Consider the following 21346-nt stretch of genomic DNA (forward strand, 5'->3'; position numbering starts at 1 on the left):
ATGACCCGCATCATCGACTCGCTCGCCGATATCGCCGCCCCTTATGACGTGCTCTTCTGCGACCTCTGGGGCTGCCTGCATAATGGCGTGAAGCCCTTTCCCGAGGCGGTCGATGCGCTGCAGTATTTCCGCGCGCTCGGCGGGCGCGTGGTGCTTTTGACCAACGCGCCGCGGCCGTCGAGCTTCGTTCAGGCGACGCTCGACAAGATGGGGGTGCCGCGCGACGCCTATGACCTGATCGTCTCTTCGGGCGATGCCGCGCGCGATGCGATGTTCGCGGGCGCGGTCGGGCGCAAGGTCTGGCATTTGGGGCCCGCCAAGGACGAGGGCTTTTTCTCCGAGATCCCGCCCGAGTGGGAGGGCCAGCCCGGCATCGAGCGCGTTTCCTTTGACGAGGCCGAGGGCATCGTCTGCACCGGCCCCTTCGACGAGATCAACGAGGTCCCCGAGGATTACCGCCCGAAATTCCTGGCCGCCAAGACGCGCGGTCTGCCGATGCTCTGCGCCAATCCCGATATCGTCGTCGATCTGGGCGACCGGCGGATCTATTGCGCGGGCGCGCTGGCGGCGCTTTACGAAGAGATGGGCGGGCAGGCGATGTATTTCGGCAAGCCCCATCCGCCGATCTACGACCTCGCGCGGCGGCGCCTTGCGGCGATTGGCGGGGGCGATGACATGCGCATCCTCGCCGTGGGCGACGGCATCAACACCGATGTTGCCGGCGCGATGGGCGAAGGGATCGACTGTCTCTTTGTCACCAGCGGGCTGGCGCATGACCAGTTCGGCGCCGATCTCGACCACCCCGAGCCCGAGTTGCTGGCCGACTGGCTGCGCGCGCGCCAGCAAGACCCGCAGTACACGATCGGGCGCCTTCGGTAACGCCTTCGCAACAATGTTGCGACAAATGGCGCTCATCCGAAAATTAGTTGCGCGACCATTTCTGCCATGCTATGCGGCAATGCAGAAAATCTAACCGAGGACGCGCCATGACCGACACTTTCGAACCCGGAACGATCTATCTCGAAGACCTTGAGATCGGCATGGAGCGCGGCCTGCGCAAGGTCATCACCGACCGCGATATCGAGATGTTCGCCGAAGTTTCGACCGACCACAACCCGGTCCACCTGAATGACGACTATGCCAAGGGCACGATGTTCAAGGGCCGCATTGCGCATGGGATGCTGACCGCGGGCCTGATTTCGGCCGTCATCGGCGAGCAGATTCCGGGCCATGGCACGATCTACATGGGCCAGACCCTGAAATTCATGGCGCCCGTCCGCCCCGGTGACGAGGTTCTCGCGGTGGTGCGTGTCAGCGAAATCGACGAAAAGCGGCGTCGTGTCACCCTTGAAACCGTCTGCTCGGTGGGCGATACGGTGGTGCTCAAGGGCGAGGCGCAGGTTCTGGCGCCCTCGCGCAACTGAAACATCCGGCGTCCTCGCCGGGGAGCGAGGACTGCAACGCGATGCAGACGATCCGTCATTGGCGCAATCAGACCGAGGCTTCGCGCGGGGCCTCGGTGGCGATGGGCAATTTCGACGGCGTGCATCGCGGCCATCAATCGGTGATCGACCTCGCGCGGGGCCATGGCGCGCCGCTGGGGATCATCACGTTTGAACCGCATCCGCGCGAATATTTCGCCCCCGACGCGCCGCCCTTCCGGCTGATGAATGCCGAGGCGCGGGCGAACCGGCTGGAGAAGCTGGGCGTCGAGTGGCTTTATGAGCTGCCTTTCAACGCCGAGCTGACGGCGATGACGCCCGAGGTCTTCGTCGAAGAGGTGCTGGTCAAGGGGCTGGGCATCGCCCATGTCGCGGTGGGCGGCGATTTCCGTTTTGGCAAAGGGCGCGCGGCGGGTGCCGACGAGCTGGTTGCGCTGGGCAAGAAGCACGGCTTCGAGGTCACCATTGCGCCCTTGCTGCATCACGACGGGCTTGAGGTTTCCTCGACCGCGATCCGCAACGCGCTGGCCGAGGGCCGCCCCGAAGAGGCGAACGAGATGCTGGGCCACCTGCACCGGATCGAGGGCGCGGTGATCCATGGCGCGAAGCAGGGCCGCGAGCTGGGCTTTCCCACCGCGAACATGGCGCTCGAGCGGCTGCACATGCCCAGGCTCGGCGTCTACGCGGTGAAATGCGATGTGCTGAACGGGCCGCATGCGGGCAGCTATATCGGCGCCGCGAACCTTGGCATCTCGCCGATGTTCGAGGACCGCAAGCCGACGCTGGAAACCTATCTGTTCGATTTTGAGGGCGACCTTTACGGCGCGCATATTTCTGTCGCGCTGGTGTTCTATCTGCGTCCCGAGATGAAATTCTCGAACCTCGACGCGCTGATCGACCAGATGAAGATCGACTGCGGCCGCGCGCGCGAGCTGCTGGTCGGGGCGCATTACGCATGAGCCTGCGCCCGCGCTTCTGGGAACTGCCGCTGGCCAAGCTGAGCTCGGCGGAATGGGAGGCGCTCTGCGACGGCTGCGGCAAATGCTGCCTGAACAAGCTCGAGTTCGAGGATACGAACGAGCTGGCCTTTACCCGCGTCGCCTGCAAGCTGCTCGATGGCGAGACCTGCCGCTGCCTGAAATACGAAACCCGCCACCGCTACGTGCCCGAATGCGTGACGCTGAGCCGCGACAAGATCGACGACATCGCCTATTGGATGCCCGAGACCTGCGCCTACCGGCTGCGCTATGACAACGAGCCGCTGCCCGAATGGCACTATCTGATCTCGGGCTCGCGCGAGAGCGTGCATGAGGCCGGACAAAGCGTGCGCGGCTGGACGGTGTCGGAGCTCGATATCCCCGAGGAAGACTGGGAAGATTACATCATCCCGCCGCTGGTCTGAGACGGCCCGAGGCCGAAGCCCCGGGCGCCAATCCCTCAGGCGCGTTCAAGGTTCATCGCGATCAGATCGGTCAGTTGTGCGGGATGCGTGGCCGGAATCATGTGGCCCGCACCCGGAATGCAGGCCGTGCCGACATCCTGCAGCCGCGCGGCGATCGCGTTGCAGACAAGCGGCATGGTCGGCGGCGAACGGTCGCCGTGCACGATCATCACCGGCGCGTCGATCGCTTCCATCCCGCCTTCGCGAGCGATCTGGCCGGGGTCTTCGAAATTCGCGCTCGAAATGTTGCCGACCATCGGCATCTGCTGAATGAAACGCGCGCGGTGATGCTCGGGGATGGTTTCCCAGGGCTGGCCCGCGCCCCAGTCATTCATGAAGGCGCGCGCGGCGCGTTCAAGATCGCCTGCGGCGATCATCTCTTCGAGGTGGTCCTGCTTGGCGCGCAGCGCCTGCCATTCCGGGTCGCTTTCGGGCAGTGCGGCGAAGAGCACCGGCTCGACCAGCGTCAGCGTGCGGATCGCCTCGGGCGCGGCGGCGGCGATGCGCAGCGCCACCGAGGCGCCGAAGCTGTGGCCCAGAAGGTCGACCGGGCGGTCGATGAAGCTTGCCGCGATTTGCGTGACCAGTTTCTGGAAGGCGCCGGGTTCGGCGCCGGTGGCGTCCCAGCCCCCGCTTTGGCCGTGGTTGGGCTGGTCGAAGGCGGTTGCGGTGATCTGGTCGCCCAAGGGCTCCAGCGCCGGTTTCCACAACCCGCTGGCGCCCAGAGTGCAGTGAATGGCCAGCGCCGGGCGCGGGCCCGAGCCGATGGTCTGCCAGAAGATGTCCTGCCCCATGCGGGTATCAAGAGCCATTACAACGCCTCCAATGCGCGATCGAGAAATTCAAGTCGGTCCTGGCCCCAGAACCGTTCGTCGGTGTCGCGCAGGATGTAGAAGGGCGCGCCGAACACACCGCGCTCGGCGGCCTCGTCGAGGTTCTTTTCATAGGCGATGGCGCCGTCGAACAGGCCGGTCAGCACGAGGTTGCCGTCGAACCCGTTGGCTTCGAGCGCGGCGCGGATCACCTCGTCCGAGGCGATGTCGCGGTCCTCGGCCCAGAGCGCGCGCGTGATCGCCTGCACCAGCCCGCCGATATCGCCGCCGCCCGCCTTTTGCGCCGCGATGATCGCATAGGACGCGGGCGCGGGATTGGGCGGGTAGATCGTGGGGGTGAAGTTCATCTCAGCCCCCAGATGTGCTGCCCAGCGTTTCAGTTCCTGCATGCGATAGGCCATCCGATTCGGGTGGCGCACGGCGGGGCGCGTACCCCCGGTGCGGTCAAACAGCGCCATCAGGTCCAGCGGCTTGTAGGTGATCGTGGCGCCGTGTTTTGCCGCGATCTCTTCCAACCGATTGCCTGCCAAATAGGTCCAGGGCGAAAACACCGAGAAAAAATAATCAATCTGAGCCATTCGAGCCCTCCCAAGCGCCCGTGAGGTTTGCGGCCACGCTAGCCCGGTGCTAAGCGGGGTGCAATCTTGCGAATCCCGCCGGACGCCGCGTTCCGGCCCCCTCGAGGAACTGCCCGATGCCTGCCATGACCGAACCGAAACTGATGTCCGGCAATGCCAACAAGCCGCTTGCCCAGGCCATTGCGCGCCGCATGTCGATGCACCGGGGCATGTCGGTGGGGCTAGTGGATGCCCGCGTTGAGCGGTTCAACGACCAGGAAATCTTTGTCGAGGTCTACGAAAACGTCCGCGGCGAAGACATGTATGTCATCCAGCCGACCTCGAACCCGGCCAATGACAACCTGATGGAGCTGCTGATCATGACCGACGCGCTGCGTCGCTCGTCGGCCGCGCGCATCACCGCCGTGATCCCCTATTTCGGCTATGCCCGCCAGGACCGCCGCACCAAGGCGCGCACGCCGATCTCGGCCAAGCTGGTGGCGAACCTGCTGACCGAGGCGGGCGTCGACCGCGTGCTGACGCTCGATCTGCACGCGACGCAGATCCAGGGTTTCTTCGATATCCCGGTGGACAACCTCTATGCCGCGCCGGTCTTTGCGCTCGATGTGCTGCATCACTTCAAGGGCCAGCTTGAGGACGTGATGGTGATCTCGCCCGACGTTGGTGGCGTGGCCCGCGCGCGCGAGCTGGCGAAACGCATCGGTGCGCCGCTGGCGATCGTCGACAAGCGCCGCGAGAAGGCGGGCGAAGTGGCCGGCATGACCGTGATCGGCGACGTGACCGGCAAGAAATGTATCATCGTCGACGATATCTGCGACACCGCCGGCACGCTCTGCAAGGCTGCCGAAACCCTGATGGAGGCGGGCGCGACCGAGGTGCACAGCTACATCACCCACGGCGTCCTGTCGGGCCCGGCGGTTGAGCGCGTGTCGAACTCGGTGATGAAATCGCTGGTCATCACCGACTCGATCCAGCCCACCGAAGAAGTTCTGGGCTGCAAGAATATCCGCATCGTGCCGACCGCGCCGATGTTCGCACAGGCGATCCTGAACACCTGGTCGGGCACCTCGGTCAGCTCGCTCTTCGAGACCGACACGCTGACGCCGATCTACGAAGGTATGTATTCGCGCGGCTGATCCGGGCGGGCACTTGGCAGTTTGATGGGGAGGGCTTATGTCCTCCCCATGTTCATTCGGGCCCTGCTTTTCCTTGCGTTTTCTGCGATTCCGGCCACAGCCGCCGAGTGCGTCGTGCTGCTGCACGGGTTGGCGCGCGGGCCGAATTCGCTCCTGCTGATCGATTATGCGCTGACGCAGCGGGGCTACCGCGTGATCAACGCGGGCTACCCCTCGACCGCCGCCGACCTGCCCGAGCTGGTCTCCCATGTCGAGACCGCCGTGGCGCGCTGTGGGCCGGGCAAGGTCGATTTCGTCACCCATTCGATGGGCGGGCTCCTGCTGCGGCTCTGGGCGGGCGACAACCCCGACCGCGTCGGGCGTGCGGTGATGCTGGCGCCGCCCAACAAGGGTTCCGAGATTGTCGATCTGTTCGGGGATCAGGCCTGGTTCGCCTGGCTGAACGGGCCCGCGGGGGTGCGCCTTGGCACCGGCCCCGAGGATGCGCCCGCGACCCTGCCGCCAGTCCGTTTCGATCTGGGCGTGATTGCGGGCTCGGGCACGATCAACCCGCTGACCTCGGCACTGGTCGCGGGGCGCGATGACGGCAAGGTCTCGGTCGAGGCGACCAAGGTCGAGGGCATGGCCGCCCATCTGACGCTGCCGGTCACGCATACATACATGATGAACGATCCGCGCGTGATCCGGCAGGTTCTGGCCTTCCTCGACAAGGGCCGCTTTGCACAGGATCTGGGCTGGGGAGCCTCCTTGCGTGATCTGATCGGGCGCTAGGCCCAAAGTCTGATTGCGGCGCGGGCGCGGGCAGGGCAGCATGGCGCCATGCGCCTTGTCCTGCTGACCTGCCTTGTCATGATCGCCTTCGCCGCGAATAGCGTGCTGAACCGCTGGGCGGTGTTCGGCGCGGGGCTGGGGCCTGCAAGCGTCGCTCTGCTGCGCGTCGGGTCGGGGGCGGCGGTGCTCTTGGGACTGACGCTGACGCTGCGTGGCGCCTCGGCGCTGCGGCTTCGGCCGTCCGTTCTGGGCGCGGGGGCCGCGACGCTGTTCCTCTACCTCTTCGGCTTCTCGATCGCCTCCGGGCTAATCGACGCGGGGCTAGGCGCGCTTACGCTCTTCGGTTCGGTGCAGATCACCATGTTCGCCGGCGCCCTGATCCTGCGCGAGCCGATCTCGCGCTGGCGCTGGATCGGTGCGGCGCTGGCCTTTTCGGGGCTTGTCCTGCTGCTCCTGCCCACGGGGACGGTGCGCGTGAGCCCGGCGGGTTTTGCGCTGATGGCGCTGGCCGGCGTCGGCTGGGGGCTCTATTCGCTGAACGGGCGCCGCATCGCCGACCCGCTGGCGGCCACCGCGCTGAATTTCACGCTGGCGACACCGCTGGCCGCGCTCTGGCTGGTCAGTGCGCAGGATTGGGGGCAGGGCGAGGCCTGGGGCATCTGGCCCGCACTGGCCTCCGGAGCGATCACCTCGGGGCTTGGCTATGCGCTCTGGTACCGCGTCCTGCCCGAACTGCCCGCAAGCTTCGCCGCCATCGCGCAGCTTTCTGTGCCGCTTTTGGCCGCGCTGGGCGGCGCGCTGGTGCTGGCCGAGGCGCCCAAGCCGATCTTCTGGATCTCGGCCGCACTGGTGCTGGGCGGCATCGGGCTCTCGCTCAAACGCCGCTAGCTTTCATCGAGCTCGAAATACTCCGGGGGGAGGCACGCAGTGCCGGGGGGCAGAGCCCCCCTTACAGCACCCGGTTCACATGGCCCATCTTGCGGCCCGGCTTCGCCTCGGCCTTGCCGTAAAGATGGATCTGCGTGCGCGGTTGTTTCGCCAGCTCGGGCAGCTGTTCGACATCCGCGCCGATCAGGTTCAGCATCTCGACATCGGCATAGCGCGCGCCATCGCCCAAGGGCCAGCCCGCCACCGCGCGGATATGCTGCTCGAACTGGTCGACGGTGCAGCCGGCCTGCGTCCAGTGACCCGAGTTATGCACCCGCGGGGCGATCTCGTTCACCACCAGCCCGGCTTTCGAGACGAACAGCTCCACCCCCATCACGCCGACATAATCGAGCGCATTCAGGATCCGCGCGGCGATCAGCACCGCGTCGGTGCGCAGCGCTTCCGGGATGCGCGCGGGCACGGTGGTGGTGTGCAGGATGCCGGATTTATGCACGTTCTCGCCGGGGTCGAAACAGGCAACCTCGCCCGAGACACCCCGCGCCGCGATCACCGAGATCTCGGCCGAGAACTCGACAAAACCTTCGAGGATCGAGGGCGCGCCCGCCATATCGGCCAGCGCCTGGGCGGCGTCTTCGGGCGATTTCAGCCGCGCCTGGCCCTTGCCGTCGTAGCCGAAACGGCGGGTCTTGAGGATCGCGGGGCAGCCGATCTCGGCGATCGCCTCTTCCAGATCAATCTCGTCGTCGACGGCGGCGAAGGGCGCGGTGCGCAGGCCCAGGTCGTTCAGGAACGCCTTTTCCACCAGCCGGTCCTGGCTGACGGCAAGCGCCTTGCGATTGGGGCGGATCGGGCGCAGGCTTTCCAGCAGATCGAGCGCCGAGGTCGGGATATTCTCGAACTCGTAGGTGATGACATCGACGCCCTCGGCGAAGGCGCGCAGCGCGGCCTCGTCCTCATAGGCGGCGGTCACCACCTTTTCGGCGACATGGCCGGCGGGTGGCGCGGCACCGGGCTCGAAGATGTGGCATTTGAAGCCCAGCCGCGAGGCCGCGACCGAGAGCATCCGGCCCAACTGGCCACCGCCCAGAATTCCAATCGTCGCCCCCGGTGCCAGCATCTTATTCATCCTCGGGTTCATCGGGGATCGAGGCCGAAAGCGCCTCGCGCCAAGTATCGAGACGGGCGGCCAGATCGGCGTCGTTCAGCGCCAGGATCCCCGCCGCCATCAGCCCGGCATTGGCCGCACCCGCCGCCCCGATCGCCATGGTCGCGACCGGGAAGCCCTTGGGCATCTGCACGATCGAATACAGGCTGTCGACGCCCGAAAGCGCACGGGTCTGCACCGGCACGCCGACGACCGGCACGCGGGTTTTCGAGGCCATCATGCCCGGCAGATGCGCAGCACCCCCGGCGCCCGCGATAATCACCTGCAGGCCACGCTCGGCCGCGGTCTTGCCATAGGCCCAGAGACGGTCGGGGGTGCGATGCGCCGAGACGATCTTTTTCTCATAGGAAATACCGAGTTCCTCAAGGATCACGGCAGCTTCGCGCATGGTCGGCCAGTCGGACTGGCTGCCCATGATGATTCCCACTTTCACGCCCATTCTCATCCCTTTCCGCTGGAGCGCGCACTATAGGCAGAGCGGCCCTCAGGGCAAGCCCCGCAGGCGTTTTCAGGCAATGATATCAGGGGTCAGCAGGTCTTCGATCCGGGCGATCGCGTCCTTGAGCTGAAGCTTCTGCTTCTTGAGGCGGACAAGGCGCAGCTGGTCGGGGTGGCGCGATTCGATCAGCGCGTGGATCGCCTCGTCCAGATCGCGGTGCTCGCGCACGAGCACTTGCAGTTTCACACGGAGCACCTCTTCCGGGTCCATTTCGATATGGGCATTCATATCTAGCTTCCGAATTCTGCTGATGAGAGGCGCGACTCGCCCCGCTTTTCTTATCAATACAGCAAAAACAGGGAGTTGCGGGAAAAATCTTGCCGCTTTCGTGGGGGTGGTCGCGAGGGGGAGCCCCTTGCACAGGGCGGGCGGCGCTCCCATATTCGGTCAAAGGGGTCGCCGATACGCGGGGCCCTCAACGGGTGCAATGTCGCTTCATCAAGGGCTTGCGAGATGACGAAACTGAATATCGGGGCACATCCCTACCTTCTGGGCTTTGACCAGCTTGAGCGTCTGGTCGAGCGCACCGCCAAGGCTGGCACGGATGGCTTCCCGCCTTACAATATCGAACAATCGGCTGCGGATGCGTTTCGCATCACGCTCGCGGTGGCGGGGTTCTCCGAGGATGACCTCGCGATCACGATGGAGGACCGGGCGCTTGTGATCCGGGGCCGCCAGTCCGAGGATCAGGCCAGCCGCGTGTTTCTGCACCGGGGCATCGCCGCGCGCGCCTTCCAGCGCAGCTTCGTGCTGGCCGAGGGCGTCGAGGTCGCGGGGGCGAGCCTTGAAAACGGGCTCTTGCACATCGAACTCACGCGCGCGCAGCCCGACCCGGTGGTGCAGACCATCCCGATTGCCAGAAAGTAAGGGGGCCAAGATGGATCACAAATTCGATTTCGGCGCGGAGACGGGCGACAAGATCGTCTATGTGCGCCCGGTCGCCGTTGCCGACCTGCCCGAAGAAGTGCAGGCCGAGCTGGACGGTGTCGAGACGCTCTATGCGCTGCATGACGCCAATGGCGAGCGGCTCGCGCTGGTGCGCGACCGGCGCACGGCCTTCATCCTTGCGCGGCAGAACGACCTTGCGCCGGTGAACGTGCACTGAACGGGCATTTGTGACCGGCACAAAGGGCGGCTTGGGGCCGCCCTTTTTCTTTGCCATCGTGATGCGCGGAAAGAGAGGCAAAGATGTTCACACGCTCCGAACTCGAAGAGGCGCATCGGCTGGTCGGCCGCTTTGTGCCGCCCACGCCCGCGCATGATTGGCCGCTGCTGGCCGAGGCGCTGGGCACCCAGGTCATAGTCAAGCACGAGAACCACGCCCCCACCGGCGCCTTCAAGGTGCGCGGCGGCGTGACGCTGATGCACTGGCTCAAGCAGGCGCATCCGCGCCTCGAGGGCGTCATCACCGCGACGCGCGGCAATCACGGCCAAAGCCAGGCCCGCGCCGCCACCGCGCTGGGGCTGCGCGCGAAAATCGTCGTGCCGCATGGCAATTCCACCGAGAAAAACGCGGCCATGCGCGCCTATGGCGCCGAGCTGATCGAGCATGGCGCCGATTTCGACGCGGCGCGCCTCGAGGCGATGTGCCTGGCCGAGGCCGAGCCGCTGTTTCCCGTGCCGCCCTTCCACCGCGAGCTGGTGCGGGGCGTGGCGACCTACGGGCTCGAGCTGTTCCTCGCGCATCCCGACCTCGACGTCGTCTATGTGCCGGTGGGCTGCGGCTCGGGGATCTGCGGCGTGATCGCGGCGCGCGACGCGCTGGGGCTCAAGACCGAGATCGTCGGCGTCGTCTCCGAAGGTGCTCCGGGCGTCAAGCTCTCGGTCGAGGCCGGGCGCCTGATCGAGACCGAAACCGCCCGCACTTTCGCCGATGGCGTCGCGGTGCGCGTGCCGGTGCAGGCCGCCTATGACATCTATTCCGAAGGCGCGGCCCGGATCGGTGCGGTGTCGGATGCGGAAATCGCCGCCGCGATCCGGCTCTACTACAGCGCCACCCACAACCTCGCCGAAGGCGCAGGCGCCGCCGCCCTTGCGCTCGCCTTGCAAGAGTGCGACCGCAACCTCGGCCGCAAGGTCGGGCTGATCCTTTCGGGCGGCAATATCGACGCACCGCTTTACGCCGAGATCCTCGCCGGGCGGGTGCCGCAACCCGGCTGATCCTTCACTTTGCTGCAAATATCCATGGCCTTGCGGGGGCGGTAATCCTGACGCCCGGCAAAAGAAAAACGCCCCGGATCGCTCCGGGGCGTTCGCAATTCGCGGTCTTCGCGATCAGGCCTTGATCAGGCCCATCGCCTCGAGCTTCAGGATCACCTGATGCGCGCAGTGGTCCACGTCGACATCGACCGTGTTCACCACCAACTCGGCGGCGGTCGGCGCCTCGTAGGGGTCCGAGATCCCGGTGAACTCCTTGATCTTGCCCTCGCGCGCCAGCTTATACAGCCCCTTGCGGTCGCGGCGTTCGCATTCCTCGATCGGGGTCGCGACATGGACCTCGACAAAGGCGCCATAGGCCTCGGCCATCTCGCGCACGGCGCGGCGGGTGGCGGTGTAGGGCGCGATTGGCGCACAGATCGCGATACCGCCGTTCTTGGTGATCTCGCTCGCCACATAGCCGATGCGCTTGATGTTGATGTCGCGGTGCTCCTTCGAGAAGCCCAGCTCCGACGAGAGGTGTTTGCGCACCACGTCGCCATCCAGAAGCGTCACCGGACGACCGCCCATCTCCATCAGCTTGACCATGAGCGCGTTGGCGATGGTCGACTTGCCCGAGCCCGACAGGCCGGTGAAGAACACGGTGAAGCCCTGCTTCGAGCGCGGCGGCGAGGTGCGGCGCAGCTCGGTCACCACCTCGGGGAACGAGAACCACTCCGGAATGTCGAGCCCTTCGCGCAGGCGGCGGCGCAGTTCGGTGCCCGAGATGTCGAGGACCGTCGAGCCCTCGGGAACCTCGTTCGCGGGGTAATACTGGGCCTTCTCCTGCACATAGACCATGTGCTTGAAGTCGACCATGGTGACGCCGATTTCCTCTTCGTGCTCCTTGAACAGCTCCTGCGCATCGTAGGGGCCGTAGAAGTCCTTGCCTTCCGAGTTCTTGCCGGGGCCGGCGTGGTCGCGGCCGACGATGAAATGCGTAACGCCGTGGTTGGCGCGGATCAGCCCGTGCCAGACCGCCTCGCGCGGGCCCGCCATGCGCATCGCCAGGTTCAGGAGCGACATGGTCGTGGTTGATTGCGGGTATTTATCGAGCACCGCTTCGTAGCAGCGCACGCGGGTGAAGTGATCGACGTCGCCCGGCTTGGTCATGCCCACGACCGGATGGATCAGCAGGTTCGCCTCGGCCTCTTTCGCGGCGCGGAAGGTCAGCTCCTGATGCGCGCGGTGCAGCGGGTTGCGGGTCTGGAAGGCGACAATCTTGCGCCAGCCCAGCTTGCGGAAATAGGCGCGCAGTTCGTTCGGCGTGTCGCGGCGGCCCTTGAAGTCGTAATGGACGGGCTGCTGGATGCCGATGATCGGGCCGCCCAGATAGACATTGCCCGCGGTGTTGTGCAGGTAGTTCACCGCCGGGTGGGCGAGGTCATCGGCACCAAAGACCTTCTCGGCTTCGCGCGCCTTGTTCGGCACCCATTTGTCGGAGACCGAGAGGATCGCCAGGATCACGCCTTCCTGGTCGCGCAGCGCGATGTCCTGGCCGGGCTCGATGGTCTCGGCGAATTTCTCGTTCACGTCGAGGGTGATCGGCATCGGCCAGAGCGCGCCATTGGCGAGGCGCATGTTCTCGACCACGCCGTTATAATCCTCTTCCGAGAGGAAGCCTTTGAGCGGGTTGAAGCCGCCGTTCATCAGCAGCTCGAGGTCGCAGATCTGGCGCGGCGTCAGATCCCAGGACGGCAGGTTGCCCGCCTCTTCCTTGAGCTTCTGCGCGGATTCATAGGAAACATACAGCTCCGGGACCGGAGCGAGGGGGGACTGCGGCATCTGGGATCCTGCCTCTGACTTCACTGATTGCATGGAGCGGCGCCGTAGCGCGGGCTGCCCTGCGCTTAACGCGGAGGGCAGGGCGAATTCAAGCCGAAGCGGTAATCCTTAATAAAAAAAGGCAGAATCCCGGGCAAATTCTTGCCGAGAAGGAGAAATGCTGCAGTTGCACAGTGGCGAAACGAAAACGGCGCCCCTTCGGGCTCCGTTCTGGGAAATCCGTGTCGCGGGATCAGTCCTGCTCGGCCAGCCAGCGCTCCACATCGAGCGCCGCCATGCAGCCCATCCCCGCCGAGGTCACCGCCTGGCGATAGGTGTGGTCGGTCAGGTCGCCCGCGGCGAACACGCCCTCGACCGAGGTGCGGGTCGAGCCGGGTTCGACCCAGACATAGCCGCCCGCGTGCAGTTTCAACTGGTCTTTCACCAGTTCTGAGGCCGGCGCATGGCCGATCGCGACAAAGAAGCCGTCGCAGGGAATGACGCGGGTCTCGCCGGTGTTCACGTCTTTCACCCGCACGCCGGTCACGCCCAGCGGTGCCTCGGTGCCGAGGATTTCCTCGGGGGTGACGTTCCAGACGGTCTCGATTTTGGGGTTCTTGAACAGGCGGTCCTGCAGGATCTTTTCGGCGCGCAGCGTGTCGCGGCGATGGACCAGCGTGACCTTCGAGGCGAAATTGGTCAGGAACAGCGCCTCTTCCACGGCGGTGTTGCCGCCGCCGATCACCACGACCTCGCGGCCGCGATAGAAGAACCCGTCGCAGGTTGCGCAGGCCGAGACGCCGAAGCCCTTGAACTTCTCTTCGGACGGCAGGCCCAGCCAGCGCGCCTGCGCGCCGGTTGCCAAAATCAGCGCGTCGGCCTCGTAGCGCGTGCCCGAATCGCCCAGTGCGACGAAGGGGCGGGCCGACAGGTCGACCGAGGTGATGTAATCGGTGCGGATCTCGGCGCCCATGGCGGCGGCATGGGCCTCCATCTTGACCATCAGGTCGGGGCCCTGGATCTCGGTCTCGCCGGGCCAGTTCTCGACTTCGGTGGTGATGGTGAGCTGTCCGCCGGGCTGAAGGCCCTGCACCAAAACGGGTTCCAGCATGGCGCGCGCCGAATAGACGGCGGCCGTGTAGCCCGCCGGGCCCGAACCGATGATCAGAACGCGGGTTTTCTTGGTCTCGCTCATGCTGTCCTCCTGGATTCCGGTCTGTTGGATATAGACAGCGGCGCGCGCGGGGGGAAGGGGCACTGTCCTGCGGCGAATTGCTCTTGCAGCCGCCGTCGCGAAATAATATTGCGCATTCAGCTGCGCGCAGCTAAGTTTTCGCCGCAGCCGAGGAAAGGATGATCATGGCCAGCACCAAGCTTGACGAAATCGACCGCAAGATTTTGGCCGAGCTGCAGGCGGATGGCCGGATGACCAACGTCGAGCTGGCCAAACGCGTTGGCATTTCCGCGCCGCCCTGCCTGCGCCGCGTGCGCACGCTGGAAGAGGCTGGCTACATTCGTGGCTACCACGCCGATGTGAACCCCCGCGAGCTGGGATTCGAGGTGCAGGTTTTCGCGATGGTGCGGCTGCACAGCCAGGCCGAATCCGACCTGAGCGCCTTTGAGCAGCGTTGCCGCGACTGGCCCCTGGTGCGCGAGTGCCACATGCTGAACGGCGAGATCGACTTCGTGCTGAAATGCGCCGCGCCGGACCTGAGCACATTCCAGAGCTTCCTGACCGGGCAGCTGACCGCCGCCGACAACGTGGCGAGCGTGAAGACGAGCCTGGTGATCCGCTGCGCGAAGGATGAGCCGGGCGTGCCGTTTGACGTGCTCGAAGACCGGCTGGCGAAGCTCGCCTGAGATCCGCGCGACACGAAAAAAGGGGGCTCCCGCCCCCTCTCTCCTGCGGAAATTCACCCCGCGGGATATTTTCGGCAAAATGAAAGCGCCGGTCAGGCCGGGATCTTCATGCCCTTGTCGCGGGCAAGGTCGCGCATCTTGTCCTGGAGTTTTTCGAAGGCGCGGACCTCGATCTGGCGAATGCGTTCGCGCGAGACGCCGTATTGTTCCGAGAGCTCCTCGAGCGTGACAGGGTCGTCGCGCAGGCGGCGCTGCATCAGGATGTCTTTTTCGCGATCGTTGAGCACATCCATCGCCGCCATCAGCATTTCGCGGCGTGTCTGCAGTTCGTCCTGCTCAGCATAGGCCTCGGCCTGATCGGCATCCTCGTCCTCAAGCCAGTCCTGCCATTGCGCCGAGGAATCGCCATCTGAGGCGCCAACCTGCGCATTGAGCGAGGCGTCACCCCCCGACAGGCGCCGGTTCATCGCGATCACCTCGTCTTCGGAGACGTTCAGGTCGGTCGCGATCTGGCGCACGTTCTCGGGGCGCATGTCGCCCTCTTCGTAGGCGCCGATCTTGGCCTTGGCCTTGCGCAGGTTGAAGAAGAGCTTCTTCTGCGCCGAGGTGGTGCCGAGTTTCACCAGCGACCAGGAGCGCAGGATGTATTCCTGGATCGCGGCGCGGATCCACCACATCGCGTAGGTCGCGAGGCGGAAGCCCTTTTCCGGGTCAAAGCGTTTCACCGCCTGCATAAGGCCAACATTGGCCTCCGAGATGACCTCGGCCTGCGGCAGTCCGTAGCCGCGATAGCCCATGGCGATCTTGGCCGCGAGGCGCAGGTGCGAGGTGACCAGCCTGTGGGCCGCGTCGGTGTCCTGATGGTCGGCCCAACGCTTGGCCAGCATGTATTCCTCTTCCGGTTCCAGAAGCGGAAACTTGCGGATTTCCTGCATGTAGCGGTTTAAGCCCTGTTCGGGGCTGGGCGCTGGCAGGTTGGCGTAATTCGACATTCAGACCTCTCTCCCTTGCGAGGACATCGTAACATGGGGCAGGGACATCGGGTTTTCAAGCGCCCATCCCTTTCAGGCGCAGGTCCGACAGCCCGGCTAGCACAGGGATCTGAACGAAAAATGAAAGGGTTTCCGGCGCGACTCAAGGCCGGTTAACGCGGATTTGAACGGTGTTTCAGCCCTCGGCGCCCGCGCGCAGGACGTCAAGGAGCGCCTCCATGTCGGCGGGAAGGGGCGAGGAAAACGACAGTTCCTCGCCGCTGACGGGGTGAATGAAGCCCAGCGTCGCGGCATGCAGCGCCTGGCGCGGGAAGGCCGAGGCGGCCTCGCTCGCGGTCTCGCCGATCACCTTCGCGGGCAGCTTGCGCTTGCCGCCATAGGTCGGGTCGCCGATCAGCCCGTGGCCGCAATGGGCCAGGTGCACGCGGATCTGGTGCGTGCGCCCGGTTTCCAGCCAGCAATCGATCAGGGCTGCGGCACCGGCGAAATCCTCGACCACGCGGGCGCGGGTGACGGCATGGCGCCCACCGTGGAACAGCACCGCCTGCCGCTGCCGGTCGGTTTTATGGCGCGCGAGTTGCGAGGTGACCTTGAGCACATTGCCGGGCTCAAAGCTCACCCCCTTGGTGCCGCGCAGGCGCGGGTCGGCGGCGTCAGGTGTGCCGTGGCAGATGGCGAGGTAATGGCGGTGGACGCTGTGGCGCTCGAATTGCTCGGCCAGCCCGTGATGGGCGCGGTCGGATTTCGCGACCACCAGGAGCCCCGAGGTATCCTTGTCGATGCGGTGCACGATGCCCGGGCGGGCGTCGCCGCCGATGCCGGACAGGTTGCCGCCGAAATGATGCAAGAGCGCGTTGACCAGCGTGCCATCCTCCGAGCCGGGCGCCGGATGCACGACCATCCCCGCGGGCTTGTCGATCACGATCAGGTCTTCGTCTTCCCAGAGCACGTTCAGCGGGATGTCCTGTGCCTGCGTCTCGACCGGGCGCGGGGGCTCCAGCGCGATCTCGAAGACATCGCCTTCGCTGACCCGGGCCTTCTGGTCGGTGACGGGCTGGCCATCGCGGCACACGGCGCCGTCGGCGATCAGCTTGGTCAGCCGAGACCGCGAAAGGGCCGCTTCCTCTGGCACAAGCTCGGCCAAGGCTTTATCAAGGCGGGCAGGCGGGTTTTCCCCGATCACCACGCGAAGGATGCGCTCTTCCATGTCCGACATGCTGCCTTCCGATCCGGCCCCGCTGCCCGAGATCCGTTTTCTCAAGATATTGGTCAGCTTGCTGACCGCGACGATGATTGCGGGCCTTGTAGCGATTGTGACGCTGCTTGTCATCCGCCTGCCGGGGCAAGCGCCGATGCCCGAGCTGCCGCCCACGATTTCCTTGCCCGAGGGCGCCTCGGTCGAGGCAATCACCTTCGCGCGCGAGTTCACGCTGGTAGTGACCGAGGCCGGCGTGGTTCTGGTCTATCGCCCCGACGGGACGCTGGCGCAAGAGCTGGCGCTCGAATGAGCGGGCCGGTTCCGCGGCTGGGCGTTTTGGCGGTGGTGCTGCGCGGCTCCGAGGTGCTGCTGGTGCGCCGTGCCAATCCGCCCGATGCCGGGCTTTGGGGCTATCCTGGTGGCAAGGTCGAATGGGGCGAGACGGTCGAGGCGGCGGCCTTGCGCGAATTGCACGAGGAAACCGGCATTCGGGCCGAGGCAGGACCAGTGCTGGGGCAAACCGATGCGATCAGCCGCGACGCCGGCGGAGCGGTGCAGTTTCACTACCATCTTGTCGCCGTCGCCTGTCGCTATCTGGGCGGCTCGCCTGAGGCGGACGACGATGCGCTGGCGGCGGAGTGGGTGGCGCAGGCCGATGTGCTGGCCCGGCGCCTGCCGATGAGCGCGCGCGTCGAAGAGGTTCTCGCGCGCGCCCTTGCTCAGACGGGCTGAGCGCGCTCAGGCGTCTTTCTTCGCCCGCGCGGGTTTCTTTGGGGCGGAGGCGGCTTCGAGTGCATCGAGGCGGGTCTTCAGCGCCTCGTTCTCCTCGCGCGCCTTCTGCGCCATCGCGCGCACCGCGTCGAATTCCTCGCGGGTGACGAAGTCGCGCTCGGCGAGCCAGCGGTCCATCCAGGATTTCATGGCCGTCTCGGCCTCGCTCTTGGCGCCTTGGGCCACGCCCATGGCGTTGGTCATCAGCTTGGACATCTCGTCGAGAAACTTGTTGGGCGCTTGCATCGGGCTCTCCGGTCTGGTCGCGGGGGTCTGGTCGCGGGCTTTGGCCTTATATGCGCGCGTGCGGCCCGCCATGCAAGGGCGGGGCAGGGTGCCATCGGCTGACAAGGGCGCGAGCGGGCCGTCGGGGCGGTTGACTTCACGCGCCCGGCGCGCTTGGGTGCCGCGCGAAACGAGGAGCGCCATGGCCATTCCCTTCCCCGATATCGACCCCAATGCCTTCGTGATCCCGGGGGTTGACCTGCCGATCCGCTGGTATGCGCTGGCCTATATCGCGGGTCTGGTCGCGGGCTGGCAGATTATCGTTGCGCTGATGAAGCGGCCTCGGCTTTGGGGGGGCGAGGCGCCGATGGAGCCCGCGCGCGTCGAGGACCTGCTGACGGCGGTGATCCTGGGGGTCATTCTGGGCGGGCGGCTGGGCTATGTGCTGTTCTATCAGCCGGGCTATTACCTCACCCATCCGCTCGAGATCCTGAAGGTCTGGGAAGGCGGCATGGCGTTTCACGGCGGGTTTCTGGGCGTGGTCGTGGCGGGGCTGTGGTTTGCGCGCCGCCACCAGATCGCGCCGCTTGCCCTGGCCGATGCCTTTGCGCTGGTGGCGCCGATCGGGTTGTTGCTGGGGCGGGTTGCGAATTTCATCAAGCCCGAGCTTTGGGGACGGCCGACCGATGCGCCTTGGGGCGTGATCTTTCCGGTGCCCGAGGCGCAGTTTTGCGACGGCATGGCCGGGCAGATCGACGGCGCCTGTGCGCGCCATGCTTCGCAGCTCTACGAGGCGGGGCTTGAAGGTCTGGTGCTGGGCGCGATCCTCTGGGGGCTGCTGGCGCTGGGCGGTTTGCGCAGGCCGGGGCTGTTGCTGGGCGTGTTCCTCGCGGGCTATGGCGCCGCGCGCGCCTTTGTCGAGCTGTTCCGCCAGCCCGACGCGCAATTCGCCAGCCCCGAGAACCCGCTGGGCTATGTGCTGCAGTTCGGTGGCGCGGGGCTGACCATGGGGCAGATCCTGTCGATCCCGATGATCCTCGTGGGGCTGTGGTTCGCCTGGCGCGCGATGCGCCTGCCCAAGCGCGGCGAGGCGGCGCTATGACGCCCCTGACCGAGATCCTCGCGCGGCGCATCGCGGCCGAGGGGCCGATGCGGCTCGATCATTTCATGGCCGAGTGCCTGTTGCATCCCGAGCATGGCTATTACGCGACGCGCGACCCGTTCGGAGCGGCGGGTGATTTCATCACCGCGCCGGAAATCTCGCAGATGTTCGGCGAGATGCTGGGGCTTTGCCTTGCGCAGGTCTGGCTCGATCAGGGGCGACCCGCGCGGTTCATCCTGGCCGAGCCGGGGCCGGGGCGCGGCACGCTGATGGCGGATATGCTGCGCGCGATGGCGGCGGTGCCGGGGATGGTCGAGGCCGCCGAAATCCACCTGGTCGAGGCCTCGCCGACCCTGCGCGAGGTGCAGCGCCAGACGCTGGCGGGGCGCTCTGTCATCTGGCACGCGCAGGTCGAAGACCTGCCGAATGACGCGCCCCTGTTCCTTGTCGCGAACGAGTTTTTCGACGCGCTGCCGATCCGTCAGTTCCAGCGCGCCGCGCGCGGCTGGTGCGAGCGTCAGGTGGGGCTCGCGCCCGAGGGTGCGCTGATCGCCGGGCTTGCGCCCGAGACCGATTACGCCGCGCTGGCGCATCGGCAGGAAGACACGAAGCCCGGCGATGTCGTCGAAACCTGCCCGGCCGCCGAGCCGATCATCACCCGCATCGCAGGGCAGATCGCCGCGCAGGGCGGGGTGGCGATCGTGATCGACTATGGCAATTGGTATTCGCTGGGCGATACCTTTCAGGCGCTGCGCGCGCATCAGCCCGAGGACCCTCTGGCCAGCCCCGGCGAGGCCGACCTGACCGCCCATGTTGACTTCGAGCCACTGGCCCGCGCGGCCCGTGCGGCGGGGGCGGCGGTGTCGGGAATGACGGCGCAAGGCGTTCTGCTGGAGCGTCTGGGCATCACGCAACGCGCGCAGGTTCTGGCGCGTGCTCTGCAGGGTGCGGCGCTCGACGCGCATGTCGCCGCGCATCGGCGCTTGACCCACCCCGCCGAAATGGGTCACCTGTTCCAAAGCCTTGCCATCGTCCCGAAAACCGCCCCGCCCGTGCCGGGGTTCGACCCTGTGAAACCGTCCTGAACATGAGCGCTCATCATGGCCGCCACGCTTGAAATCCTGACCTCTCCGGCGCTTGACGGCGTTCGCCACGGGTTTTTGACCCGCAAGGGAGGGGCCTCATCGGGTGTGTTCAAGGGGCTGAACTGCGGGCCGGGGTCGAGCGATCTGGCCGAGGTCGTGGCGATCAACCGCACCCGCGTGGCCGAGGCTTTCGATGTCGATCCCGCGCAGCTTGTCGGGGTGCATCAGACCCATTCTGCGGATGTCGTGCATGTCACTGGCCCGCTGGCCGCGCCGGTTGAGGCGGATGCGATGGTGACCGATGTGCCGGGCGTGCTTCTGAGCGTGCTGACCGCCGATTGTCAGCCGGTGCTGTTTGCCGATCGCGAGGCGGGCGTTGTGGGTGCGGCCCATGCCGGCTGGCGCGGGGCGCTTGACGATATTCTGGAAAACACCGTCGCCGCGATGGTCAAGCTGGGCGCGCGGCGCGAGAAGATCGCGGCGGTGATCGGGCCCTGCATCTCGCAGCGGGTCTATGAGGTGGGCTGGGACTTCATGGATCGGTTCACCGACGAAGACCCGGAGTTCGCGCGCTTCTTCACGCAAGGACCCGGCGAGCGGCCGATCTTCGACCTGCCGTCCTTTGGGCTGCACAAACTGCGCGAGGCGGGCGTGGGCCGGGCGGAATGGGTGCACCATTGCACCTATTGCGAGCCCGAGCTGTTCTATTCCTACCGTCGTGCGACCCATGAACAAGAGGTTGACTACGGTCGCCTGATCTCGGTGATCCGCCTCTGATTGGTGCCGGTCGGGGGAGTGTTCGCCCCAAGTGCGCCAAGATTTTGCTGAATTTCGAAACAGGCCCCGCAAATTTCGGGGGATTGTCATCGTTTTCGAGACGATTTCGCAAAATGCATGGCCGGATTGTCTCCATCTGAAAAACGCAGCTTTGCCAAAACGCTGCCGCATTGGCTGGCGATAAATCTGGAATACGGGCGCAAGACCCGAACCGTCAGAAGGCAGGAGCAGAGCCATGAGCACCAAGAAATCGCAGCGCTGGATCAATGCCGTCGTCGCCGAGGCGGCCAAATGCGATCAGCCGATGCCCTGGGATCGCGGGCTGCGCGCCCTCGCGCGCCGGGCCAGCCGAGCGGCACCCTTGCGCCAGCCCCGGACGGCCCTGTCGCGCGCATCCTGAGCGCCACGATCCGCCGATCCGGCTGTAATCCGAATCGCATTGCGGCCAATTTCGGGCAAATGAGGTAGGTTTGTGGCGATTGTTGCGGTTGTCCGCACAATCGCAAAGCTGTGCCCCGGATTGGTTTGCAAGTCCTCCCGGTTTTTCAAGAAATTTGACGCCTGCGCCGCGATCCGGCAGGTTGGCCTTGTCGATCTGCACCGGGCGGGGGCCAAGCAGATGT

27 protein-coding genes are annotated in these 21346 nt (G+C 65.9%); 17 read left to right on the plus strand and 10 right to left on the minus strand.

Going from position 1 to position 21346, the window contains the following annotated elements:
* The 4 genes from CLN94_RS04345 (at position 1) to CLN94_RS04360 (ending at position 2844) form a co-directional block, all read left to right on the plus strand.
* Positions 1-879, plus strand: a complete 879-nt coding sequence (locus CLN94_RS04345) for a TIGR01459 family HAD-type hydrolase (protein WP_096431555.1) — start codon at positions 1-3, stop codon at positions 877-879.
* A gap of 107 nt (positions 880-986) precedes the next feature.
* Complete coding sequence (locus CLN94_RS04350; RefSeq protein WP_096431557.1) at positions 987-1424, plus strand: MaoC family dehydratase; 438 nt, start codon at positions 987-989, stop codon at positions 1422-1424.
* Between the two features lie 41 nt (positions 1425-1465).
* On the plus strand, positions 1466-2401 hold the full coding sequence (locus CLN94_RS04355; RefSeq protein ID WP_096431559.1) for a bifunctional riboflavin kinase/FAD synthetase: 936 nt from the start codon (positions 1466-1468) through the stop codon (positions 2399-2401).
* Complete coding sequence (locus CLN94_RS04360; RefSeq protein WP_096431561.1) at positions 2398-2844, plus strand: YcgN family cysteine cluster protein; 447 nt, start codon at positions 2398-2400, stop codon at positions 2842-2844. Before CLN94_RS04355 ends, CLN94_RS04360 begins: the two co-directional genes overlap by 4 nt.
* Before the next feature lie 35 nt (positions 2845-2879).
* Here CLN94_RS04360 and CLN94_RS04365 read toward each other — a convergent pair whose 3' ends face one another.
* A complete protein-coding gene (locus tag CLN94_RS04365) occupies positions 2880-3695 on the minus strand; it encodes an alpha/beta fold hydrolase (RefSeq protein ID WP_245845095.1) in 816 nt (271 codons plus the stop codon).
* Positions 3695-4294 (minus strand): 2-hydroxychromene-2-carboxylate isomerase, encoded by a 600-nt coding sequence (locus CLN94_RS04370; protein WP_096431563.1) that lies wholly within the window; start codon positions 4292-4294, stop codon positions 3695-3697. Before CLN94_RS04370 ends, CLN94_RS04365 begins: the two co-directional genes overlap by 1 nt.
* 116 nt (positions 4295-4410) lie before the next feature.
* Here CLN94_RS04370 and CLN94_RS04375 point away from each other — a divergent pair, with 116 nt between their 5' ends.
* The 3 genes from CLN94_RS04375 to CLN94_RS04385 are packed head-to-tail and all read left to right on the plus strand — an operon-like array spanning position 4411 to position 7089.
* On the plus strand, positions 4411-5430 hold the full coding sequence (locus CLN94_RS04375; protein WP_096431565.1) for a ribose-phosphate pyrophosphokinase: 1020 nt from the start codon (positions 4411-4413) through the stop codon (positions 5428-5430).
* Between the two features lie 48 nt (positions 5431-5478).
* Positions 5479-6201, plus strand: coding sequence for an alpha/beta fold hydrolase (locus CLN94_RS04380; RefSeq protein ID WP_096431567.1), 723 nt, complete (start codon positions 5479-5481; stop codon positions 6199-6201).
* 48 nt (positions 6202-6249) lie between these two features.
* Positions 6250-7089, plus strand: coding sequence for a DMT family transporter (locus CLN94_RS04385; RefSeq protein WP_096431569.1), 840 nt, complete (start codon positions 6250-6252; stop codon positions 7087-7089).
* Between the two features lie 61 nt (positions 7090-7150).
* On the opposite strand, the gene CLN94_RS04390 is transcribed toward CLN94_RS04385, so the two are convergent.
* The 3 genes from CLN94_RS04390 to CLN94_RS04400 form a co-directional block, all read right to left on the minus strand.
* Complete coding sequence (locus tag CLN94_RS04390) at positions 7151-8215, minus strand: 5-(carboxyamino)imidazole ribonucleotide synthase (RefSeq protein WP_096431571.1); 1065 nt, start codon at positions 8213-8215, stop codon at positions 7151-7153.
* Positions 8208-8693 (minus strand): 5-(carboxyamino)imidazole ribonucleotide mutase, encoded by a 486-nt coding sequence (gene purE, locus CLN94_RS04395; RefSeq protein ID WP_096431573.1) that lies wholly within the window; start codon positions 8691-8693, stop codon positions 8208-8210. The genes CLN94_RS04390 and purE overlap by 8 nt, the downstream gene beginning before the upstream one ends.
* Before the next feature lie 69 nt (positions 8694-8762).
* Positions 8763-8981, minus strand: a complete 219-nt coding sequence (locus CLN94_RS04400) for a YdcH family protein (RefSeq protein WP_096431575.1) — start codon at positions 8979-8981, stop codon at positions 8763-8765.
* Between the two features lie 225 nt (positions 8982-9206).
* On the opposite strand from CLN94_RS04400, the gene CLN94_RS04405 reads away from it, so the two are divergent.
* The 3 genes from CLN94_RS04405 to CLN94_RS04415 all read left to right on the plus strand — a co-directional run bounded on the left by CLN94_RS04405 (position 9207) and on the right by CLN94_RS04415 (position 10913).
* On the plus strand, positions 9207-9620 hold the full coding sequence (locus CLN94_RS04405) for an Hsp20 family protein (protein ID WP_096431577.1): 414 nt from the start codon (positions 9207-9209) through the stop codon (positions 9618-9620).
* Positions 9621-9630: 10 nt separating this feature from the next.
* Positions 9631-9858, plus strand: coding sequence for a DUF1150 family protein (locus CLN94_RS04410; RefSeq protein WP_096431579.1), 228 nt, complete (start codon positions 9631-9633; stop codon positions 9856-9858).
* An 83-nt stretch (positions 9859-9941) separates the two neighbouring features.
* Positions 9942-10913: a threonine dehydratase gene (locus tag CLN94_RS04415; protein ID WP_096431581.1), complete on the plus strand. Its 972-nt coding sequence runs from the start codon at positions 9942-9944 to the stop codon at positions 10911-10913.
* Positions 10914-11027: 114 nt separating this feature from the next.
* Here CLN94_RS04415 and CLN94_RS04420 read toward each other — a convergent pair whose 3' ends face one another.
* The gene (locus CLN94_RS04420; protein ID WP_096431583.1) at positions 11028-12734 is read right to left on the minus strand and encodes a bifunctional sulfate adenylyltransferase/adenylylsulfate kinase; all 1707 of its coding nucleotides are present in this window, start codon (positions 12732-12734) and stop codon (positions 11028-11030) included.
* Positions 12735-12966: 232 nt separating this feature from the next.
* A complete protein-coding gene (gene trxB, locus CLN94_RS04425) occupies positions 12967-13908 on the minus strand; it encodes a thioredoxin-disulfide reductase (protein WP_096431585.1) in 942 nt (313 codons plus the stop codon).
* A 164-nt stretch (positions 13909-14072) separates the two neighbouring features.
* Between trxB and CLN94_RS04430 the strand changes: the two genes are divergently transcribed.
* Positions 14073-14573, plus strand: coding sequence for an Lrp/AsnC family transcriptional regulator (locus CLN94_RS04430; RefSeq protein ID WP_096432193.1), 501 nt, complete (start codon positions 14073-14075; stop codon positions 14571-14573).
* Positions 14574-14665: 92 nt separating this feature from the next.
* Here CLN94_RS04430 and rpoH read toward each other — a convergent pair whose 3' ends face one another.
* Together rpoH and CLN94_RS04440 are read right to left on the minus strand one after the other, a co-directional pair.
* On the minus strand, positions 14666-15565 hold the full coding sequence (gene rpoH / locus CLN94_RS04435; protein WP_096431587.1) for an RNA polymerase sigma factor RpoH: 900 nt from the start codon (positions 15563-15565) through the stop codon (positions 14666-14668).
* Between the two features lie 175 nt (positions 15566-15740).
* The gene (locus tag CLN94_RS04440; RefSeq protein ID WP_096432195.1) at positions 15741-16772 is read right to left on the minus strand and encodes an RluA family pseudouridine synthase; all 1032 of its coding nucleotides are present in this window, start codon (positions 16770-16772) and stop codon (positions 15741-15743) included.
* Between CLN94_RS04440 and CLN94_RS04445 the strand changes: the two genes are divergently transcribed.
* Positions 16771-17073: a DUF6476 family protein gene (locus CLN94_RS04445; protein WP_096431589.1), complete on the plus strand. Its 303-nt coding sequence runs from the start codon at positions 16771-16773 to the stop codon at positions 17071-17073. The genes CLN94_RS04440 and CLN94_RS04445 overlap by 2 nt on opposite strands.
* Positions 17070-17495, plus strand: a complete 426-nt coding sequence (locus CLN94_RS04450) for an NUDIX hydrolase (RefSeq protein ID WP_096431591.1) — start codon at positions 17070-17072, stop codon at positions 17493-17495. The genes CLN94_RS04445 and CLN94_RS04450 overlap by 4 nt, the downstream gene beginning before the upstream one ends.
* A 6-nt stretch (positions 17496-17501) precedes the next feature.
* Here CLN94_RS04450 and CLN94_RS04455 read toward each other — a convergent pair whose 3' ends face one another.
* Positions 17502-17780, minus strand: a complete 279-nt coding sequence (locus CLN94_RS04455) for an accessory factor UbiK family protein (RefSeq protein WP_096432197.1) — start codon at positions 17778-17780, stop codon at positions 17502-17504.
* Positions 17781-17961: 181 nt separating this feature from the next.
* Between CLN94_RS04455 and lgt the strand changes: the two genes are divergently transcribed.
* The 4 genes from lgt to CLN94_RS13920 all read left to right on the plus strand — a co-directional run bounded on the left by lgt (position 17962) and on the right by CLN94_RS13920 (position 21123).
* Positions 17962-18861 (plus strand): prolipoprotein diacylglyceryl transferase, encoded by a 900-nt coding sequence (lgt, locus tag CLN94_RS04460; RefSeq protein ID WP_096431593.1) that lies wholly within the window; start codon positions 17962-17964, stop codon positions 18859-18861.
* Positions 18858-19946, plus strand: a complete 1089-nt coding sequence (locus CLN94_RS04465; protein ID WP_096431595.1) for a class I SAM-dependent methyltransferase — start codon at positions 18858-18860, stop codon at positions 19944-19946. The genes lgt and CLN94_RS04465 overlap by 4 nt, the downstream gene beginning before the upstream one ends.
* Positions 19947-19961: 15 nt before the next feature.
* The gene (pgeF, locus tag CLN94_RS04470; RefSeq protein WP_096431597.1) at positions 19962-20723 is read left to right on the plus strand and encodes a peptidoglycan editing factor PgeF; all 762 of its coding nucleotides are present in this window, start codon (positions 19962-19964) and stop codon (positions 20721-20723) included.
* A 235-nt stretch (positions 20724-20958) separates the two neighbouring features.
* Positions 20959-21123, plus strand: a complete 165-nt coding sequence (locus tag CLN94_RS13920) for a hypothetical protein (protein WP_179300228.1) — start codon at positions 20959-20961, stop codon at positions 21121-21123.
* Positions 21124-21346 lie beyond the last annotated feature (223 nt).

Source organism: Pseudothioclava arenosa, assembly GCF_002358085.1.
Classification (GTDB): domain Bacteria; phylum Pseudomonadota; class Alphaproteobacteria; order Rhodobacterales; family Rhodobacteraceae; genus Pseudothioclava; species Pseudothioclava arenosa.

Bases quoted from the DNA above. Each gene is read 5' to 3' on its own strand.
- CLN94_RS04345 (WP_096431555.1), top strand. From the start codon at position 1: ATGACCCGCATCATCGACTCGCTCGCCGATATCGCCGCCCCTTATGAC.
- CLN94_RS04350 (WP_096431557.1), top strand. From the start codon at position 987: ATGACCGACACTTTCGAACCCGGAACGATCTATCTCGAAGACCTTGAG.
- CLN94_RS04355 (WP_096431559.1), top strand. From the start codon at position 1,466: ATGCAGACGATCCGTCATTGGCGCAATCAGACCGAGGCTTCGCGCGGG.
- CLN94_RS04360 (WP_096431561.1), top strand. From the start codon at position 2,398: ATGAGCCTGCGCCCGCGCTTCTGGGAACTGCCGCTGGCCAAGCTGAGC.
- CLN94_RS04365 (WP_245845095.1), bottom strand. From the start codon at position 3,695: ATGGCTCTTGATACCCGCATGGGGCAGGACATCTTCTGGCAGACCATC.
- CLN94_RS04370 (WP_096431563.1), bottom strand. From the start codon at position 4,294: ATGGCTCAGATTGATTATTTTTTCTCGGTGTTTTCGCCCTGGACCTAT.
- CLN94_RS04375 (WP_096431565.1), top strand. From the start codon at position 4,411: ATGCCTGCCATGACCGAACCGAAACTGATGTCCGGCAATGCCAACAAG.
- CLN94_RS04380 (WP_096431567.1), top strand. From the start codon at position 5,479: ATGTTCATTCGGGCCCTGCTTTTCCTTGCGTTTTCTGCGATTCCGGCC.
- CLN94_RS04385 (WP_096431569.1), top strand. From the start codon at position 6,250: ATGCGCCTTGTCCTGCTGACCTGCCTTGTCATGATCGCCTTCGCCGCG.
- CLN94_RS04390 (WP_096431571.1), bottom strand. From the start codon at position 8,215: ATGAATAAGATGCTGGCACCGGGGGCGACGATTGGAATTCTGGGCGGT.
- purE (WP_096431573.1), bottom strand. From the start codon at position 8,693: ATGGGCGTGAAAGTGGGAATCATCATGGGCAGCCAGTCCGACTGGCCG.
- CLN94_RS04400 (WP_096431575.1), bottom strand. From the start codon at position 8,981: ATGAATGCCCATATCGAAATGGACCCGGAAGAGGTGCTCCGTGTGAAA.
- CLN94_RS04405 (WP_096431577.1), top strand. From the start codon at position 9,207: ATGACGAAACTGAATATCGGGGCACATCCCTACCTTCTGGGCTTTGAC.
- CLN94_RS04410 (WP_096431579.1), top strand. From the start codon at position 9,631: ATGGATCACAAATTCGATTTCGGCGCGGAGACGGGCGACAAGATCGTC.
- CLN94_RS04415 (WP_096431581.1), top strand. From the start codon at position 9,942: ATGTTCACACGCTCCGAACTCGAAGAGGCGCATCGGCTGGTCGGCCGC.
- CLN94_RS04420 (WP_096431583.1), bottom strand. From the start codon at position 12,734: ATGCCGCAGTCCCCCCTCGCTCCGGTCCCGGAGCTGTATGTTTCCTAT.
- trxB (WP_096431585.1), bottom strand. From the start codon at position 13,908: ATGAGCGAGACCAAGAAAACCCGCGTTCTGATCATCGGTTCGGGCCCG.
- CLN94_RS04430 (WP_096432193.1), top strand. From the start codon at position 14,073: ATGGCCAGCACCAAGCTTGACGAAATCGACCGCAAGATTTTGGCCGAG.
- rpoH (WP_096431587.1), bottom strand. From the start codon at position 15,565: ATGTCGAATTACGCCAACCTGCCAGCGCCCAGCCCCGAACAGGGCTTA.
- CLN94_RS04445 (WP_096431589.1), top strand. From the start codon at position 16,771: ATGTCCGACATGCTGCCTTCCGATCCGGCCCCGCTGCCCGAGATCCGT.
- CLN94_RS04440 (WP_096432195.1), bottom strand. From the start codon at position 16,772: ATGGAAGAGCGCATCCTTCGCGTGGTGATCGGGGAAAACCCGCCTGCC.
- CLN94_RS04450 (WP_096431591.1), top strand. From the start codon at position 17,070: ATGAGCGGGCCGGTTCCGCGGCTGGGCGTTTTGGCGGTGGTGCTGCGC.
- CLN94_RS04455 (WP_096432197.1), bottom strand. From the start codon at position 17,780: ATGCAAGCGCCCAACAAGTTTCTCGACGAGATGTCCAAGCTGATGACC.
- lgt (WP_096431593.1), top strand. From the start codon at position 17,962: ATGGCCATTCCCTTCCCCGATATCGACCCCAATGCCTTCGTGATCCCG.
- CLN94_RS04465 (WP_096431595.1), top strand. From the start codon at position 18,858: ATGACGCCCCTGACCGAGATCCTCGCGCGGCGCATCGCGGCCGAGGGG.
- pgeF (WP_096431597.1), top strand. From the start codon at position 19,962: ATGGCCGCCACGCTTGAAATCCTGACCTCTCCGGCGCTTGACGGCGTT.
- CLN94_RS13920 (WP_179300228.1), top strand. From the start codon at position 20,959: ATGAGCACCAAGAAATCGCAGCGCTGGATCAATGCCGTCGTCGCCGAG.